The organism is Mannheimia sp. E30BD (assembly GCF_041807785.1).
Classification (GTDB): domain Bacteria; phylum Pseudomonadota; class Gammaproteobacteria; order Enterobacterales; family Pasteurellaceae; genus Mannheimia.
Genome location: NZ_JBGTYX010000002.1, coordinates 17,444 through 32,547, shown reverse-complemented (window position 1 = coordinate 32,547; position 15,104 = coordinate 17,444). Strand labels below are relative to the sequence as shown.

Below are 15,104 nucleotides of genomic sequence, written 5' to 3'. Positions count from 1 at the left end.
ATCTCTCCCTACGAGAAAAGTAAATGGTCGATAAGTTCACAGAGTAAATTAGTATAAAAATGATGGCTTTCAATCACTCTCAACTCATTGGTTGAAGGGGCTGAAATTTCAATATCACTTTCATCTAACAATCCGAGTGTGTGGTCATTACTGCTACCCGTAAGTGCAATAATGTCTAAATCTAAATGTTGATTTTTCGCCGTATGAATAGCTTGCAATATACATTCTTCATTACCCACAGGCGAAAAAACAATAAAGAGATCACCTGCTTTTGCAACAGCTTGTAACTGTTTTTTATAAACGGAATCCAGCTCATTATCTTGTGCAAAAACGCCTGCTAATATGCCATTAAGTTGTAATTGCACCGCTGAAAAACTCGGTCTTGCCAGTTCATAGCGATGAATTAAGTGGCTAACCAATAGTGCCGCATTGCCGTAAGAACGCCCGTGTCCGCACACAATTACTTTATCACCACGCAATAAACACGCCACAATGCGGTTTGCAGCTTCACTTAATTTATTCGGTAATAATTCTGCTGCCGAAATTTGAGTTTGAATACTTTCGGTAAATCTATCTTGGATTTTATTTAACATCTTAATCTAACCTAAAAAGTTAGGAATCCATAATGGGGGTTGATTGCCCTCAAAAGCCACTACATCAAAACGGCAATTTGCGGTATCTAAACTTTGATTTTGCTTGAGTAGCCACATATTCGCCGCATTTTGCCACTTCTGTTGTTTTCGGTAATCAATGCTTTCAACGGCTGAACCATAGCGATTGCTTTTACGCTGGCGGACTTCCACAAAAACAGTGGTTTGCCCGTCTTGCATAATGAGATCTAGCTCTCCGCCTTTAAAATGTTGGTTAGCGGCAACAAAACGAAGCCCTTGCTGTTCTAAAAATGCTCGGGCTTTTTGTTCATAAATAGAGCCTTGTTGCCGTTTACTCACAACTTGGCTATTAATAAGCCTGTTGAATAGCCCCATTTTGATATTGCAACCAAGATAAACTGCGTTCGATATTACAATTTTGCCCTGCTTTTAATTCGCCTGTTAAGCCTGAAATTTTATAGCCCGGAATATGGCGGAACTCGTTAAATTTCGTTGCCAAAGACCACGCATCAGCCCCCATTGCATATAAACGCATCATTGAGAAATCACTATTGGCTAAATTTTCCGCTTTTTGATATTCGCTGGAGGTCATATCTGCCAATAATGGCACTTCGCTAAATTTCACACCTTCCATTGCAGTATAAAAATCAATGCCGTTATTTGGTGAATTGCTGCGAGATGAAGTATAAATTGCCAAGCGATCTTTTAAATTAGAAGTATCAATACCTTGTTTAATTTCCACCACTTGTTCCGCACCACCTAATACATACAAGCCAGCTTTAGTTACCCTTGCATTTTGAATAGAAGCCACTGAATCAAGCGGTTGGTTGTAGTAACGTACATCAGCATCAGTGCCACTTAGCTGACGCCAGCGTTTTGAAAAGGCTTCTGCCGAACGATGACCGAAATCATCTTGCGGAGCAGCTACAACAGCCACTCGATGACCATCACGGTACATTTTTTCTGCACCTGCTTGAGCTTCAGATTCTGGCGATAAACCGTAATAGCACACTTGAGCAATATTGCGAGCGTTTTCTGTTGCATTTAATGCTAATACGTTAATATTTTGAATTTCAGGGCTTAATAGCATTTCATCGACACGAGATTTCAGCAATGGCCCAACAATAATATTCGCCCCTTGTTGTTTTGCTTGGGCAATTAATGAATTTACATCAGATGAGCTTGTATCAAACGTCTGAACGAGCGTTAGGTCATCTGCTTTCGCATCATTAAAACCACGCTGAATAATATCGCCTAAAATTTGAGCATCGCCACTTAGTGGTAATAACAAGGCAACGCCATTTAATTGGGTTTGTTGGAAGTTATTCACACCTTGTAATTCTGTCGGCATAACCGCAACTGCACTGTGGCTCGGGTATTGATTTTTCCAGTTATTAATTGCCTGTGGCATTTGAGCAGGTGTAGTCACATTTTGGTTATAGAGATTAATTAACGCTAACCAACCTGCAAGCTCCATTTCGCCCGCTTCAGGCACTGTTTTTTCTAACATACCACGATTAGCATCACGCAAGGTTTGCCAAATAATATCGTTATTTTGTTGGCGTTCACGATTCATTTTAAAATAACTATTCAACTGCGATCTTGCACGCACGATGCCGATCGCATCATTTTGATTCGCTGCAATTCGGGCTTGGGTTTGAATATAACGTAAACGTTGGGCAGAACTTAATAATGGCTGTTGAATTGCTCTTAACTGACTGGTTGCTTGTTCGTTCTTACCTTGTAATGCTGCAAGCTGAGCAGATACTAACTCATACTCTAATTTCTGCACTTCATTCATTTCAGCGATTTGAATTTCGCTAAAGGTATTTTGTGCTTCGTATTCTTTGTTTTCATCAATTAATTTACGCACTGCAAGCAGCTGGTATGAAATTTTATCTTCTTTGGCTTTAGTTTGATCCGCTTTATTGATATAAAATTCTGAGCTTGAATAAGCCTCATCTTTAATAGATTCGGTGATAGGGTTTACTGATGTACAGGCAGAAATGAAGAGTGCGATAGCAGTAGGCACAAACGCCTTTTTCATCGTTGAATTTAAAATAGTTGCCATTGTATTTTCCTCGATAGAATATAATGTGCTAAATTTAATGTGAAATCTTACTTATCAAATGAGCTAAAAGCAAATGAAAAACAGACAAAATTCATCTGAAATCAATCCAGACTACGGAATTTTATATATTGTAGCCACTCCGATTGGCAATTTAGGCGATATTACCCAACGTGCATTAGATACCTTATCTTCTGTTGATTTAATTGCCGCTGAAGACACTCGCCACAGCGGATTATTGCTCAGCCATTACGGCATTAAAAAGCCGTTTTTTGCCTTACACGACCATAACGAACAACAGAAAGCGGTCGTTTTAGTGGAAAAATTAGCAAAAGGCGACAATATTGCGTTAATTTCAGATGCCGGCACGCCACTCATTAGCGACCCGGGTTTCCATCTTGTTCGACATTGTCGTCAAGCTGGTGTGAAAGTTGTTCCTATTCCCGGTGCTTGTGCGGCAATTACGGCATTATGTGCATCAGGCATTGCATCAGACCGTTTTTGCTTTGAAGGATTCTTGCCTGCCAAAACAAAAGCCCGTTGCGATAAATTAACCGAATTAGAAAATGAACCTCGCACGCTGATTTTTTATGAATCCACCCACCGTATTTTAGACACCCTTGCGGATATGCAAAAAATCTTTGGCAACGAGCGTTATGTGGTAATGGCTCGTGAAATTACCAAAACCTGGGAAACCATTTACGGTGAACAACTAGGTAATTTAATCAAATGGCTGAATGAGGATAGCAACCGCATTAAAGGCGAGATTGTGCTGATTGTGGAAGGAAAACAACAAAATCTCGAGGAAGCATTTTCCAGCCAAGCAATTACATTACTTAAACGCCTCTGCCAAGAACTGCCTTTGAAAAAAGCCGCCGCCATTGTGGCAGAAACTTTCGGCTATAAAAAGAATGCGTTGTATCAGTATGGGTTAGAACATTTTGAATAGATACAAGCGGTGGTTCTTTGCTAATTTTTTGCAAAAAACCACCGCTTGTTAGCTTATCTTGCGGTTTTGCGTAATAAGCCTCTGTAGGCGTAAGCCATTAGGGCAAACATCACGAGCAAATAAAGCGGCAGTAATTTAATACTTATCGCATTAGCTATTAACCCAAAAAGCGGTGGCATTAATAGTACACCAACATAAGCACTTGCCATTTGAATGCCGATAACAGATTGTGATTTGTCTTCGCCGAAGAAATCAGGTGTAGAGTGAATTAAGCACGGAAAAATCGGGGCACAGCCAAGTCCGATGATAATCAAACTAGCAAGGGTAACATATTTTCCGAAAGGCAAACAAAGCATTGCAATGCCGAGCAAAATCAAGCCTAAGCCCAGTTTAATCATCTGATGATTGTTCAATTTTAATGTTAGAAATCCGCTAATGCCTCGCCCAACCGTAATGCCAATAAAAAAGATACTACCAAATGCAGCCGCTTGCTCTAAGCCGACACCTTTTACCATTACAAAATAGCTACTCGCCCAAAGCCCAGCGGTTTGCTCTACGCCACAATAACCGATAAAGGCTAAAATGCCGTACTTCACGCCCGGAATGTTAATCGCTTCTTTTAGCCTGACAGGTTTTGCGGATTCATTCATTTCTGCTGTGGTTTTCTTGCGAGATTTCCAGAAAGGCAGAGAGCAAAACAGGATTATCGTTAGCCCGATTTGTAGTAGAGAAATCGTGTAATAGCCACCTTCCCAGCCTCTGCCTTGCAATAAAGCGATACCTAAAATATGCGGCCCAATAGATGCCCCAACGCCCCACATACAATGTAGCCAATTCATATGTCGGCTAGCGTAATAGACTGCCACATAGTTATTTAATGCAGCATCAACCGCTCCTGCTCCTAAGCCGTAAGGAATTGCCCACAAGCACAAAATCCAGAAAGAATCACTAATGGAGAAGCCCCACAAGGCGAGAGCCGTTAAAGCCACGCTGATGACCATCACCTTGCCTGTGCCGAGATGGTAGGTCAGCTTATCTGACATCAAACTTGAGGTAATGGTCCCAATCGACATAATCATTGAAACGACACCTGCATAAGAGAGCGGCACAGCAAGCTCTTGGTGCATAGAAGGCCACGCCGAGCCTAAAATAGCATCGGGCAAGCCTAAACTAATAAAACAGAGATAAATAATCGCAAGGAGGAGGTTTGTCATAGTCTTTACAAGCGGTTACAAAAAGCATCGCTTTTTGAACGTTGGCTCAGCCAACGGCAGCGAAGCTGTGAACAATCCTTACAAGGATTGTGAATAATTTTTACTAAAAATTTTGCAAAAAAGTGGCTTAAGGATCGCCCTAAGCCACTTTTATCTTATTTTACTTCATCTAAATATGCTTTATTTGCACGTTCAAAGGTGTCTTGCACTTCTCTGCTTGGAGCTGGCGTAATTAGCGATACCACAATAATCATTACCATTGCAGCAATAAAGCCCGGGATCATCGAATAAACTTCAGGCAAGGCAAACTTAAGTGTTATATCTGCCCAGAAGTGAACGATTAACGCTCCCGTTAGCATTCCTGCAATTGCCCCGAAGCCGTTCATACGTTTCCAGAAAAGGGAAAGTAGCACTACAGGCCCGAACGCTGAACCAAAGCCGGCCCACGCATTTCTTACTAAACCGAATACTTTGCTGTTCGGATCTTGGGCGATATAAATGGCTAGAGCAGCTACCGCAAGCACCATTAAACGGCTTAGCCAAACTAATTCTTTATCCGCTGCGTTAGGACGTAAAATGCCTTTATATAAATCTTCTGTAACCGCACTTGAACAAATCAGTAATTGAGCTGAAAGTGTACTCATTACCGCAGCAAGAATGGCTGATAATAAAATCCCTGCCACCCAAGGGTTAAAGAGTAATTTTGCTAATTCAATGAAAATTTGCTCTGGGTTTTGGCTCACATTTCCTGCTTGCTCTGGATTACCGAAGAAATAAGCCATACCAAAATAGCCAATGCCAATCGCCCCAACTAAGCAAATAATCATCCACGTCATACTAATACGGCGAGCTTTTTCGAGCGATTTCACACTTTCCGCTGCCATAAAACGCACCACAATGTGTGGCTGCCCAAAGTAGCCTAATCCCCACGCCATCAAGCTAATAACGGCCAAAATGCTCGTGCCGGTAAAAATATCGTTATAATCTTTTTGTGCCATTTCGCCTGCACGATCGATTAAGGCTTGCATTTCATCAAAACCACCTAAGTTATACATTACAAACAGAGGCGTTAAAATTAAGGCAAAAACCATTAATGAGGCTTGGATGGTATCCGTCCAGCTTACTGCTAAAAATCCACCAATAAAGGTGTAAAGAATAGTTGCTACTGCCCCATACCAAATTGCTTGGTGGTAAGGTAAACCAAAGAGGTTTTCAAACACTCTCGCACCGGCTACTACGCCTGATGCACAGTAAATTGCAAAAAAGAGTAAAAAAATGACCGCTGATAAAATCTTAATTAATTTTGTTTTATCACCAAAGCGGTTGTGGAAGTATTCGGGTAAGGTTAAAGCATCGCCGCTGTGTTCGGTGTGCGAACGTAATCTGCCTGCTACTAATTTCCAGTTCAGATAAGCTCCAATAGTTAAACCAATGGCAATCCAGCCTTCAATTAAACCACCGGCATAAACTGCTCCGGGTAATCCCATCAGCAGCCAGCCCGACATATCTGAAGCCCCCGCCGATAATGCCGTTACAAAACTGCCTAAACGGCGACCACCTAAAATATAGTCTGAGAGATTATTTGTGACACGATAAGCAATAAATCCAATTGCTATCATTCCTAAGATATAAACAACAAACATTATTGTTTTTGGGTCAAAACCAAACATTAATGAACCTCAAAATTGTATAAAATATCATTTCTAATCTAAAGGCTGCAAGATTACCTGAAATAATCAAAATGGCAATACCAAATTATCGTCCACCCAGCTCGGCTGAAATTTTTTCTGCTGTATCTTGAATAGCTGGCAGTAAATTTTCTCGCCCTAATTGGTTTAAACGAGCGGTTGAAAGTGAGACCGAAACCGCATAGTACACTTTCTGTTGATGGTCAAAAATCGGGCAAGCGACACAAGAAACGCCTAATTCGTTTTCTTCTGCATCCATCGCAAAGCCTTGTTTGCGAATGGTTTCCAGCTCTTTCTTCATTCCATCAATCGTGGTAATGGTATTTACTGTCAGTTTTTGAATTATAGAGGATTTTGCTTGCCAATATTGAGGGATATACTCTTCGGAATCATAAGCCAAGAAAAGTTTTCCCATACCAGAACAATAAAGTTGCATTTGCTGCCCGATATAAGCTCTGGTACGCATCATTCCTGTAGTAGCTTCTAATTTATTAATGAGGATTGCGTGATCTTTCTCTCGCATCGCAAAATTAACGGTTTCACCTAATTTTAAGTTCAACGTCTCTAAATGCGGTGCGGCGATGTGTAAGATGTTAATAGAGCTTAAAGCCCGTTGCCCAATTGCCAAACATTTCGTGGTTAAGCGGTAGCTACCTGCGGTGGGTGCAGGGCGAATATACCCTTCTTGCTGTAAGCCTTGTAATAAACGATGCACCGTGCTTTTATTCAAGCCCGAAAGCTCCGCTAAGTGAGCTAACGGACAGCCATTTGGGAATTTTGCCAATAACTCTAAAAGCGTTAAGCCTCTAATTAAACTTTGGTTTCCTGCGGATTCTTTCTTTTCACTCATTTTGATGCTCCCAAAATAATATGATTTAACGGCATATCCCAACTTTCAATCGGTAATTGTTCGACTTGCTGACATTCGTGAGCTAATCCCACGCTAATAATATGCGGTGCTTGAGCAAGGGTTCTATCATAAAAACCGCCACCCATTCCCAGCCGATTACCTGCTTTATCGCACGCCACTAATGGTGTAAAAATCATCTCTAATTCTTGCAATGGAATGATATTTCTGACATCTAGCACTGGTTCTTGAATGCCCAAGCGGTTAAATTTTAAAGGCGTTTTGCAATGGTAATTTACAAACAATAATTGACCGCTTGTAAAAGGGTGGAGGATAGGTAAATAGAGTTTTTTGCCTTGTTCAAGCAAGGTATTCATTAAAGGTAGCGGAGAAATTTCACCGTTGAAAGGCAAATAAAAGGCAATATGTGAGGCTTGGTAAGATTCGATAAGAGAAATTGCGTGTGGAATAATTGAATGAGAAGAGTGAACTTGCTGGCTTGCACTTAAACTGAGGCGTTTAGCCCGCATTGATTGCCGTAGCTGATGACGAAAAAAGATTAATGAATTATCCATAATAAGTACCCGAAGTGCCGCTACCAGTAATGGTCCTTGAACCAGTCGGTTCAAGGGAGTCAAACTTAACCGTTTTTAGGCTTCTTGCTCTTAAGTTTTAGCTTAAGGCAAGCTTGCTCACCAACAATTAGATGTCCAACTCAAAGTTTCAAATTATCGGCTCAGGGACGTAACCAATAACGCACACCCCAGGCAAGATTTATAGTAGCGGAATTTAATGATTTTTCCTAGTCTTTAATCAAATAAATTGCAAATTTTCGATTTCATAGCTCTATTCCTAATCACTTAGCTTAAAAATCAGCTATTTGATTGCAATTTACCTAACGAATTGTCTAACTGCTCAATACAGGCAACTAATACATTCTTATTTTCTGCATTTTGGCGTTGAGCCTGCTCTAATTCATAATTTAAATTCAGTGCTACAATCGCTAGCACCTTTTCAAGTTGAATAATGCCGGACTGCTCTTTCAATACCGCTACACGTTCTTCCAAACGCTGTGCTGATGCCAATAAATTTTCTTGTTGTTCGACAGGACATTGTAAGCGTAATACCTGCCCGAAAATCTGTAGTTCGATATTATTTACCGACATAAATACGAAATCCTCACTTTATCGCAAAATTTTTGCTATATTATGCCATTCTTTAGCAAAATCACAATAATGCAATTATGGCTATAACAACTTCTCAAGAATTTAAACAACTCATCACACAATTACAAATTGAAGACACTCCTGCGGAGTTTCACGGCTTCTTATGCGGATTGATTGCAGGTGGTATTCAAGATGATTCGTGGAAAACCTTAACCTACCAATTTACCAATGACGGACACGTATTTTCAGTTGAGCCGTTAAAACAACTCACCGAATTTTATCAACAACTTACTAAAAGTTTTTCTCAAGCCAATACGCTATTTAGCCTATGGCTACCTGAAAGCGAAGAAGATGGCTTTGCTCTGGCTGATGGTATTTCTGAATGGACAAACAACTTCTTACTCGGTTTAGGCGTTGCTCAACCTAAACTTCAACAAGAAACTGATGAAGTAGGCGAGGCTATTGATGATTTAGATGAAATCGCAAAATTAGGGTACAATGAGGACGATAACAACGAAGAACTGCTTGAAGCAGGCGAAGAAGTGTTGGAATACTTACGAGTGTTAGCCCTATTCTTACATAGCCATTTTGCTTTGGGCGTGCCTAAAACAGAAGAAAAGCCACAATTACATTAATTAAATTAATAAATACAAGCGGTCAAATTTCATCTATATTTTACAAACTTTTCAATAAAAACGACCGTTTCATAATCAAAGGAAAAACCAATGTCTGAATTAAAAAACGATCGCTATTTAAAAGCTCTTTTGCGTGAACCTGTGGATATGACCCCCGTTTGGATGATGCGTCAAGCAGGGCGTTATTTACCTGAATATAAAGCTACCCGTGCCGAAGCGGGCGATTTTATGTCGCTCTGCCGTAATGCAGATTTAGCTTGCGAAGTGACTTTGCAACCTTTGCGCCGCTATGAATTAGATGCTGCTATTCTTTTTTCCGATATTCTCACCATTCCAGATGCAATGGGCTTAGGTTTAAGTTTTGGTGCAGGCGAAGGCCCGAAATTTGCTCGCCCTGTACAATCACTTGCTGATGTAAATAATCTCCCAATTCCAGATCCTGAAGGCGAATTACAATATGTGATGAACGCTGTGCGTACCATTCGCCGTGAATTAAAAGGCGAAGTGCCGTTAATTGGCTTCTCTGGTAGCCCTTGGACATTAGCAACCTATATGGTTGAAGGCGGCTCAAGTAAAGCATTTACCAAAATTAAAAAAATGCTTTACGCTGATCCAAACATTCTGCACAAATTACTCGATAAATTAGCCGATAGCGTAATTTTATATTTAAACGCCCAAATCAAAGCCGGAGCTCAATCAGTAATGGTTTTCGACACTTGGGGCGGTGTATTAGCACACAATGATTATAAAGAGTTCTCTTTACGTTATATGCACAAAATTGTTGATGGATTAATTCGTGAAAATGAAGGTCGTAAAGTGCCAGTTACCCTCTTTACCAAAGGCGGCGGTTTATGGCTAGAAGCGATTGCTGAAACAGGCTGTGATGCTATTGGTTTAGATTGGACTGTCGATATTGCCGACGCACGTAAACGTGTCGGCGATAAGGTAGCCCTTCAAGGCAATATGGATCCTAGTGTGCTTTATGCACCCCCTGAACGTATCGAACAAGAAGTGAAAAACATTCTTGCCGGTTTTGGAAATGGTAGCGGACACGTCTTTAACTTAGGACACGGCATTCACTTAGACGTACCAGTCGGAAGTCCGAAAGTGTTTGTTGATGCAATTCATCACTACTCAAAACCCTATCATAAATAACTCAAACAAGCGGTCAAAAAAGTGTAAAAATTTGCAATAAAATGGTCGCTTGTATGGAGAGAAAATAAAATGAGAAACCCGATTCATAAACGTATGGAACGCTTCGAGCCTTGGCAGAACGTAACCTTTATGGCTTGTTTATGCGAAAGAATGTACCCGAACTATCAACTTTTCTGCGAAGTTACTGAACAGCCCGAAAAAGCCAGAATATTCCAAAATATTTTAAATTTGGTATGGGAATATTTAACCGTAAAAGGGGCAAAAATTAATTTCGACAATCAGCTGGAAAAATTAGAAGAAATTATCCCTGATGTGAACGAATATGAGTTTTTTGGTGTCTTACCTGCACAGGAAGCTTGCGAAGCACTTTCGGAATTACTGCATAGTATTATTGCAGGAGCAACGTTAGAGCAAGCAATTCGTATCAGCCAAATTTCATTAGGCACAGTAGCAAGCTATTTGGAAATGCAACAAGACAAAGAACTCAACGAGCAAGAGTTAAAAAATTCAGAGGAAATTCAAGAAGAGTTAGATGTGCAATGGCAAATCTATAGATTGCTTAACGAGTGTGAAAACCGTGATCTAGATCTCATTTTTGAGCTAAAAGACGAAATCAGAAGCAGTGGCATTAGCAACATTGGGTTAAATATTAATCAATAACATAAATATTTACAAAATCTTGCATAATAATACTTTGACAAATCTCAACTTTGAATTAAGCTATGGCAAGGTTTCAATAACTTTTCAGGCGTTTTACGTCATTTATTCAAAACACTATCTTAGAGGATAAAACTATGAACAAAACTGAGTTAATCGATGCTATCGCAGCAGGTGCAAACTTAACTAAGAAAGATGCTAAAGCAGCATTAGAAGCAACTCTTGATGCAATCTCTGCAAGCTTAAAAGCAGGCGATCCTGTTCAATTAATCGGCTTCGGTACATTTAAAGTAAATGAGCGTAAAGCACGCACTGGTCGTAATCCAAAAACTGGTGAAGAGATCAAAATCGCAGCAGCTAAAGTACCTGCATTCGTTTCAGGTAAAGCATTAAAAGACTTAGTAAAATAATTCTTTTTAACGATCCGAAAGAAAGCCTAGATAATATATCTAGGCTTTTTTATTAAACAGAGAATGGATATTGAATAGATGGGTGGTATTCATAACCTTCCACTTTAAAATCATCTAAAGTTACCCAAGTTTCTAAATCTTCAAGTGATTTGATATCAGGATTAATAATTAATTTCGGTGCATTTAACGGCTCACGTTTTAGTTGCACATCACGCATTATCTCAAGTTGATCTTCATAAATATGAGCGTTTACAATTTTATGGAAAGCCTTCCCTGCTTTATGCCCTGTAATTTGTGCCATTAACGCAAGGAAAGTGTAACATTGGATCATATTCCAGTTTAAGCCAAGAGGAACATCTGCCGAACGCTGAGTGCTATTGAGATAAAGTGTACCATCAAGCAATGAAAAGTGGTGGCTGTGGAGACAAGGGCGTAAGCAACCCATATGAAATGCACCTGGGTGATAGAAAGTATAAATTTCGCCCCGATTATCCACGCCTTTTTTCAAATCATCGACGATTTGACGAAGTAAATCCACAGAGCCACCATCAGGTTTTGGGAAATTACGCCCAACTGCTCCATAAACTAAGCCCATATCATCTTCACCCTTACGGTAAGGATTAGCAAGCCAAGCAGCATTTTCGTTTGCATTTGCGTCCCACGATTTCGTGCCTAGTTTTCTAAAATCAGCGGCATTGTCATAGCCTCGAATATAGCCAAGAAGCTCTGCGATCGCGGCTTTCCAATAACTGCGACGAGTAGTCACTAATGGTAATTTGCCTTTCTCAACATCATAGATTAAATCTGCATTAATCACCGTAAGACAACGCTTACCTGTGCGTTCATTCGCTACCCATTTTCCTTCATTTACGATACGATGGCATAAATCTAAATACTGTTTCATATTGACCCTCATAAAATTTTTAAGTAATTTTGCCATTTATTCGGTAAAATAGCTAAAACTTTATGACAAACACAATAAGGAGTTATAAATATGAAAAAAGCAATTAAATCTATTTTAATGATTACCGTAGTGGCATTTTTAGCTGCTTGTTCATCAAATAAAGGTGGTTGGACGCGCTTAAATGAAGCAGAAGTAGATCAAAAGTCTTATGCAATTGCTTATGGTGCAACCGCTCAAACCTATAAAGATAGAGTAAACGAAACTTATGATATTAATTCATTTATGAATGGCGTAAATGATTGGTATACCAAAAAAGTTTCCTTACCTGTTGAACAAATTCGTGCAATGACGATAAACAGAATGCTAGATCATAATGTTTATGCTTATTATAGTGGGGTGCTTTATGCTGCAGATTTACAAGGTAATTTCAACCATTTAGATCCAAACTGCTGGGATTTAGTACAATCAACAAGTATGACGCAAGGTATTCACGATGCAATGCTAGATTTACAAAAAAATGAAGTGCGCAGCGATGACTACATTAAAAATGGTGTTGAGCAAATTTTGCATCTTTGTGTAAAAACTATTGCAGAAGATGAAAACAAAGAGAAACTTCAAAGTAAGAAAAAATAGGATTTAAACTACAAGCGGTAAGATTTTCAGAAAATTTTACCGCTCTATTTTTTTATAAGATTATGAAATGTTTAATATTTATCCGCTAAAACTTAAAAAATCATCGTTTTGCTTATTACATAGGCAAACACACTAGAATTTAACTTTTTCAGGAAAAAGAATTTGACATCTTTTTAAATTCTAGTAATATGTCGCCCACAGACACAGTGAGTGGTGAGATGGCCGAGCAGGCTGAAGGCGCTCCCCTGCTAAGGGAGTATAGGGTTAAAAAGCTCTATCGAGGGTTCGAATCCCTCTCTCACCGCCATTTACTTTATCACGCACCCGTAGCTCAGCTGGATAGAGTACTCGGCTACGAACCGAGCGGTCAGAGGTTCGAATCCTCTCGGGTGCGCCATTCTATTTCCACTCTAAAATAAAATGGTCGCTGATAAACTAAATTCTCACAATCTTCAAATACGCACCCGTAGCTCAGCTGGATAGAGTACTCGGCTACGAACCGAGCGGTCAGAGGTTCGAATCCTCTCGGGTGCGCCATTTCATTTAAATTCTTTCTTTTTCTCCGTTCTATTACTAAATTAATTAAACTATTATTCCGTTAAGCTATAATTTCAGCTAGACTTAGCTCTTAGTTGAATAAATGAGGATTTTAAATTGAAAGGATTAATTGCTCGCCTTTTTATCGCAATAGCTCTCTTGCTTTGGGCTTGGGATATGATTTTCCCTTGGCAAAAAATTATTCATTCAGAAGCTAATCACTACACGCAAATTCAACAAAGTAAAAACTTGAAAGTGGGAATGATCAACCACCCTCTTTCCTATTTTGTCGGCCCTGAAGGTAAAAGTGGGATTGAATATGATTTAGCAACAGCCTTCGCACAATATCTAAAGGTTAATCTTGAAGTAAAAAGTTACGATAGTAGTGAAAAATTATTTGAAGCATTAAAAAATAATGAGATTGATATTGCAGCCGCAGGTTTACTCTATCATCCAGAATTAAATGAAGCCTTCCAAATCGGACCATCGTATTACTCTGCTTCTTGGCAAGTGGTTTATAAGAAAGGCACTACAAGACCATATCGACTCTCAGATTTACAAGAAAATGTCATTATTCCAAATGGCTCTGCAGTTATTCCGATACTTAATCAGCTCAAGCAAGAAAATCCTCAATTAAAGTGGCAAATTTCAGATAAATTTACTCAAGAAGAGCTGTTATTAAAAGTCGCTCAAGGCGAAATTCCACATACTATAGCGATGTCAGTTGATATTTCTTCCGTACAGCATATTAACCCTAATCTCGCAGTAGGCTTTGATTTGACAGATGAAAATCCTGTATTATGGTATTTAGCAAATAGTTCTTACAGCGAATTACAAGCTGCTTTATTAGATTTTATGTCCGATTCTGTAGAGAATGGGCTTATTTCACGCATTGAGGAGAAATATTTTAATCATTTGGAAAAATTTGATTATGTTGATATTCAGAGCTATTTAAGAGCAATTAAAGCCATTTTGCCTAAATATGAACTACTTTTTAGGACCCATAAAGGCGATTTAGAATGGCAAATGCTAGCGGCTATTGCTTACCAAGAATCTCATTGGGATCCCAATGCAACCTCGCCAACGGGTGTGCGTGGTATTATGATGCTAACAAAAGATACCGCTGATAGAATGAAAATTTCAGATAGAACTAACCCTGCTCAGAGTATAAAAGCAGGTTCCGAATATCTGCATATGTTGATGAGACAGATGCCAGAAACTATTCCACAAGAAGATAGAATTTGGTATAGCTTAGCTGCTTATAATATGGGATTAGGGCATTTATTAGATGTACGTCGATTAACCAAACAATTAGGCGGTGATCCGGATAATTGGTTAGATGTGAAAAAAAATCTGCCACTACTCGCCGAAAAACGCTATTATACTAATCTGAAATATGGCTATGCGAGAGGCTATGAGGCATTACAATATGTTGAAAACATCCGCCGTTATTATGGTAGTATCATCAATTATCAACGCATTGAAGAACAGAAAAAGCTAGAGCAAGAACAAAAAAATTTATCTGATAGTCATATAAAACAGGAGGATAGGACTGATGAGAAGACTGAAGAAAAAGAAAAGCCTACCAACGAGGAAGCTACGCCTACGCCAGATCAAACAAATTAAGGAC

General features: G+C 39.4%; 16 protein-coding genes, 3 tRNA genes and 1 other RNA gene. 10 read left to right on the top strand and 10 right to left on the bottom strand.

The window, feature by feature from the left end; translation table 11 throughout:
• Positions 1-8 precede the first annotated feature (8 nt).
• The 3 genes from ACERCG_RS01495 to ACERCG_RS01485 are packed head-to-tail and all read right to left on the bottom strand — an operon-like array spanning position 9 to position 2,682.
• Complete coding sequence (locus ACERCG_RS01495; RefSeq protein WP_373610322.1) at positions 9-593, bottom strand: SIS domain-containing protein; 585 nt, start codon at positions 591-593, stop codon at positions 9-11.
• Positions 594-599: 6 nt separating this feature from the next.
• On the bottom strand, positions 600-986 hold the full coding sequence (locus ACERCG_RS01490) for a YraN family protein (RefSeq protein WP_373610321.1): 387 nt from the start codon (positions 984-986) through the stop codon (positions 600-602).
• Complete coding sequence (locus tag ACERCG_RS01485; protein WP_373610320.1) at positions 961-2,682, bottom strand: penicillin-binding protein activator; 1,722 nt, start codon at positions 2,680-2,682, stop codon at positions 961-963. The genes ACERCG_RS01490 and ACERCG_RS01485 overlap by 26 nt, the downstream gene beginning before the upstream one ends.
• 73 nt (positions 2,683-2,755) lie before the next feature.
• Between ACERCG_RS01485 and rsmI the strand changes: the two genes are divergently transcribed.
• A complete protein-coding gene (gene rsmI / locus ACERCG_RS01480; protein WP_373610319.1) occupies positions 2,756-3,628 on the top strand; it encodes a 16S rRNA (cytidine(1402)-2'-O)-methyltransferase in 873 nt (290 codons plus the stop codon).
• 53 nt (positions 3,629-3,681) lie between these two features.
• Here the strand turns inward: rsmI and ACERCG_RS01475 are convergent, their stop codons facing one another.
• The 6 genes from ACERCG_RS01475 to ACERCG_RS01450 all read right to left on the bottom strand — a co-directional run bounded on the left by ACERCG_RS01475 (position 3,682) and on the right by ACERCG_RS01450 (position 8,543).
• Entirely contained in the window at positions 3,682-4,842 is a 1,161-nt protein-coding gene (locus tag ACERCG_RS01475) for a sugar MFS transporter (protein ID WP_373610318.1), read from the bottom strand.
• 155 nt (positions 4,843-4,997) lie between these two features.
• Positions 4,998-6,512 (bottom strand): sodium/proline symporter PutP, encoded by a 1,515-nt coding sequence (gene putP, locus ACERCG_RS01470; RefSeq protein WP_373610317.1) that lies wholly within the window; start codon positions 6,510-6,512, stop codon positions 4,998-5,000.
• A gap of 85 nt (positions 6,513-6,597) precedes the next feature.
• Positions 6,598-7,380 (bottom strand): IclR family transcriptional regulator, encoded by a 783-nt coding sequence (locus ACERCG_RS01465; RefSeq protein WP_373610316.1) that lies wholly within the window; start codon positions 7,378-7,380, stop codon positions 6,598-6,600.
• Positions 7,377-7,952, bottom strand: a complete 576-nt coding sequence (locus ACERCG_RS01460; RefSeq protein WP_373610315.1) for a 5-formyltetrahydrofolate cyclo-ligase — start codon at positions 7,950-7,952, stop codon at positions 7,377-7,379. Before ACERCG_RS01460 ends, ACERCG_RS01465 begins: the two co-directional genes overlap by 4 nt.
• Before the next feature lie 2 nt (positions 7,953-7,954).
• A non-coding RNA gene (gene ssrS / locus ACERCG_RS01455) (6S RNA) lies at positions 7,955-8,150 on the bottom strand.
• 99 nt (positions 8,151-8,249) lie between these two features.
• Complete coding sequence (locus tag ACERCG_RS01450; protein WP_373610314.1) at positions 8,250-8,543, bottom strand: cell division protein ZapA; 294 nt, start codon at positions 8,541-8,543, stop codon at positions 8,250-8,252.
• 77 nt (positions 8,544-8,620) lie between these two features.
• Here ACERCG_RS01450 and ACERCG_RS01445 point away from each other — a divergent pair, with 77 nt between their 5' ends.
• The 4 genes from ACERCG_RS01445 to ACERCG_RS01430 all read left to right on the top strand — a co-directional run bounded on the left by ACERCG_RS01445 (position 8,621) and on the right by ACERCG_RS01430 (position 11,400).
• Positions 8,621-9,178, top strand: a complete 558-nt coding sequence (locus ACERCG_RS01445) for a UPF0149 family protein (RefSeq protein WP_373610313.1) — start codon at positions 8,621-8,623, stop codon at positions 9,176-9,178.
• 90 nt (positions 9,179-9,268) lie between these two features.
• Positions 9,269-10,333, top strand: coding sequence for a uroporphyrinogen decarboxylase (gene hemE / locus ACERCG_RS01440; RefSeq protein ID WP_373610312.1), 1,065 nt, complete (start codon positions 9,269-9,271; stop codon positions 10,331-10,333).
• Between the two features lie 69 nt (positions 10,334-10,402).
• Positions 10,403-10,993, top strand: coding sequence for a YjaG family protein (locus ACERCG_RS01435; protein ID WP_373610311.1), 591 nt, complete (start codon positions 10,403-10,405; stop codon positions 10,991-10,993).
• Positions 10,994-11,109: 116 nt separating this feature from the next.
• Positions 11,110-11,400 (top strand): HU family DNA-binding protein, encoded by a 291-nt coding sequence (locus tag ACERCG_RS01430; RefSeq protein WP_279611707.1) that lies wholly within the window; start codon positions 11,110-11,112, stop codon positions 11,398-11,400.
• Between the two features lie 52 nt (positions 11,401-11,452).
• Here ACERCG_RS01430 and ACERCG_RS01425 read toward each other — a convergent pair whose 3' ends face one another.
• The gene (locus tag ACERCG_RS01425; protein ID WP_373610310.1) at positions 11,453-12,304 is read right to left on the bottom strand and encodes a thymidylate synthase; all 852 of its coding nucleotides are present in this window, start codon (positions 12,302-12,304) and stop codon (positions 11,453-11,455) included.
• A 90-nt stretch (positions 12,305-12,394) separates the two neighbouring features.
• On the opposite strand from ACERCG_RS01425, the gene ACERCG_RS01420 reads away from it, so the two are divergent.
• The 5 genes from ACERCG_RS01420 to mltF all read left to right on the top strand — a co-directional run bounded on the left by ACERCG_RS01420 (position 12,395) and on the right by mltF (position 15,100).
• The gene (locus ACERCG_RS01420; RefSeq protein ID WP_373610309.1) at positions 12,395-12,937 is read left to right on the top strand and encodes a hypothetical protein; all 543 of its coding nucleotides are present in this window, start codon (positions 12,395-12,397) and stop codon (positions 12,935-12,937) included.
• A 212-nt stretch (positions 12,938-13,149) separates the two neighbouring features.
• Positions 13,150-13,244 (top strand) — tRNA-Ser (locus tag ACERCG_RS01415).
• Positions 13,245-13,257: 13 nt separating this feature from the next.
• Positions 13,258-13,334, top strand: a tRNA-Arg gene (locus ACERCG_RS01410).
• A 63-nt stretch (positions 13,335-13,397) separates the two neighbouring features.
• A tRNA-Arg gene (locus ACERCG_RS01405) sits at positions 13,398-13,474 on the top strand.
• 117 nt (positions 13,475-13,591) lie between these two features.
• Entirely contained in the window at positions 13,592-15,100 is a 1,509-nt protein-coding gene (mltF, locus tag ACERCG_RS01400) for a membrane-bound lytic murein transglycosylase MltF (RefSeq protein ID WP_373610308.1), read from the top strand.
• The last annotated feature ends 4 nt before the right edge of the window (positions 15,101-15,104 follow it).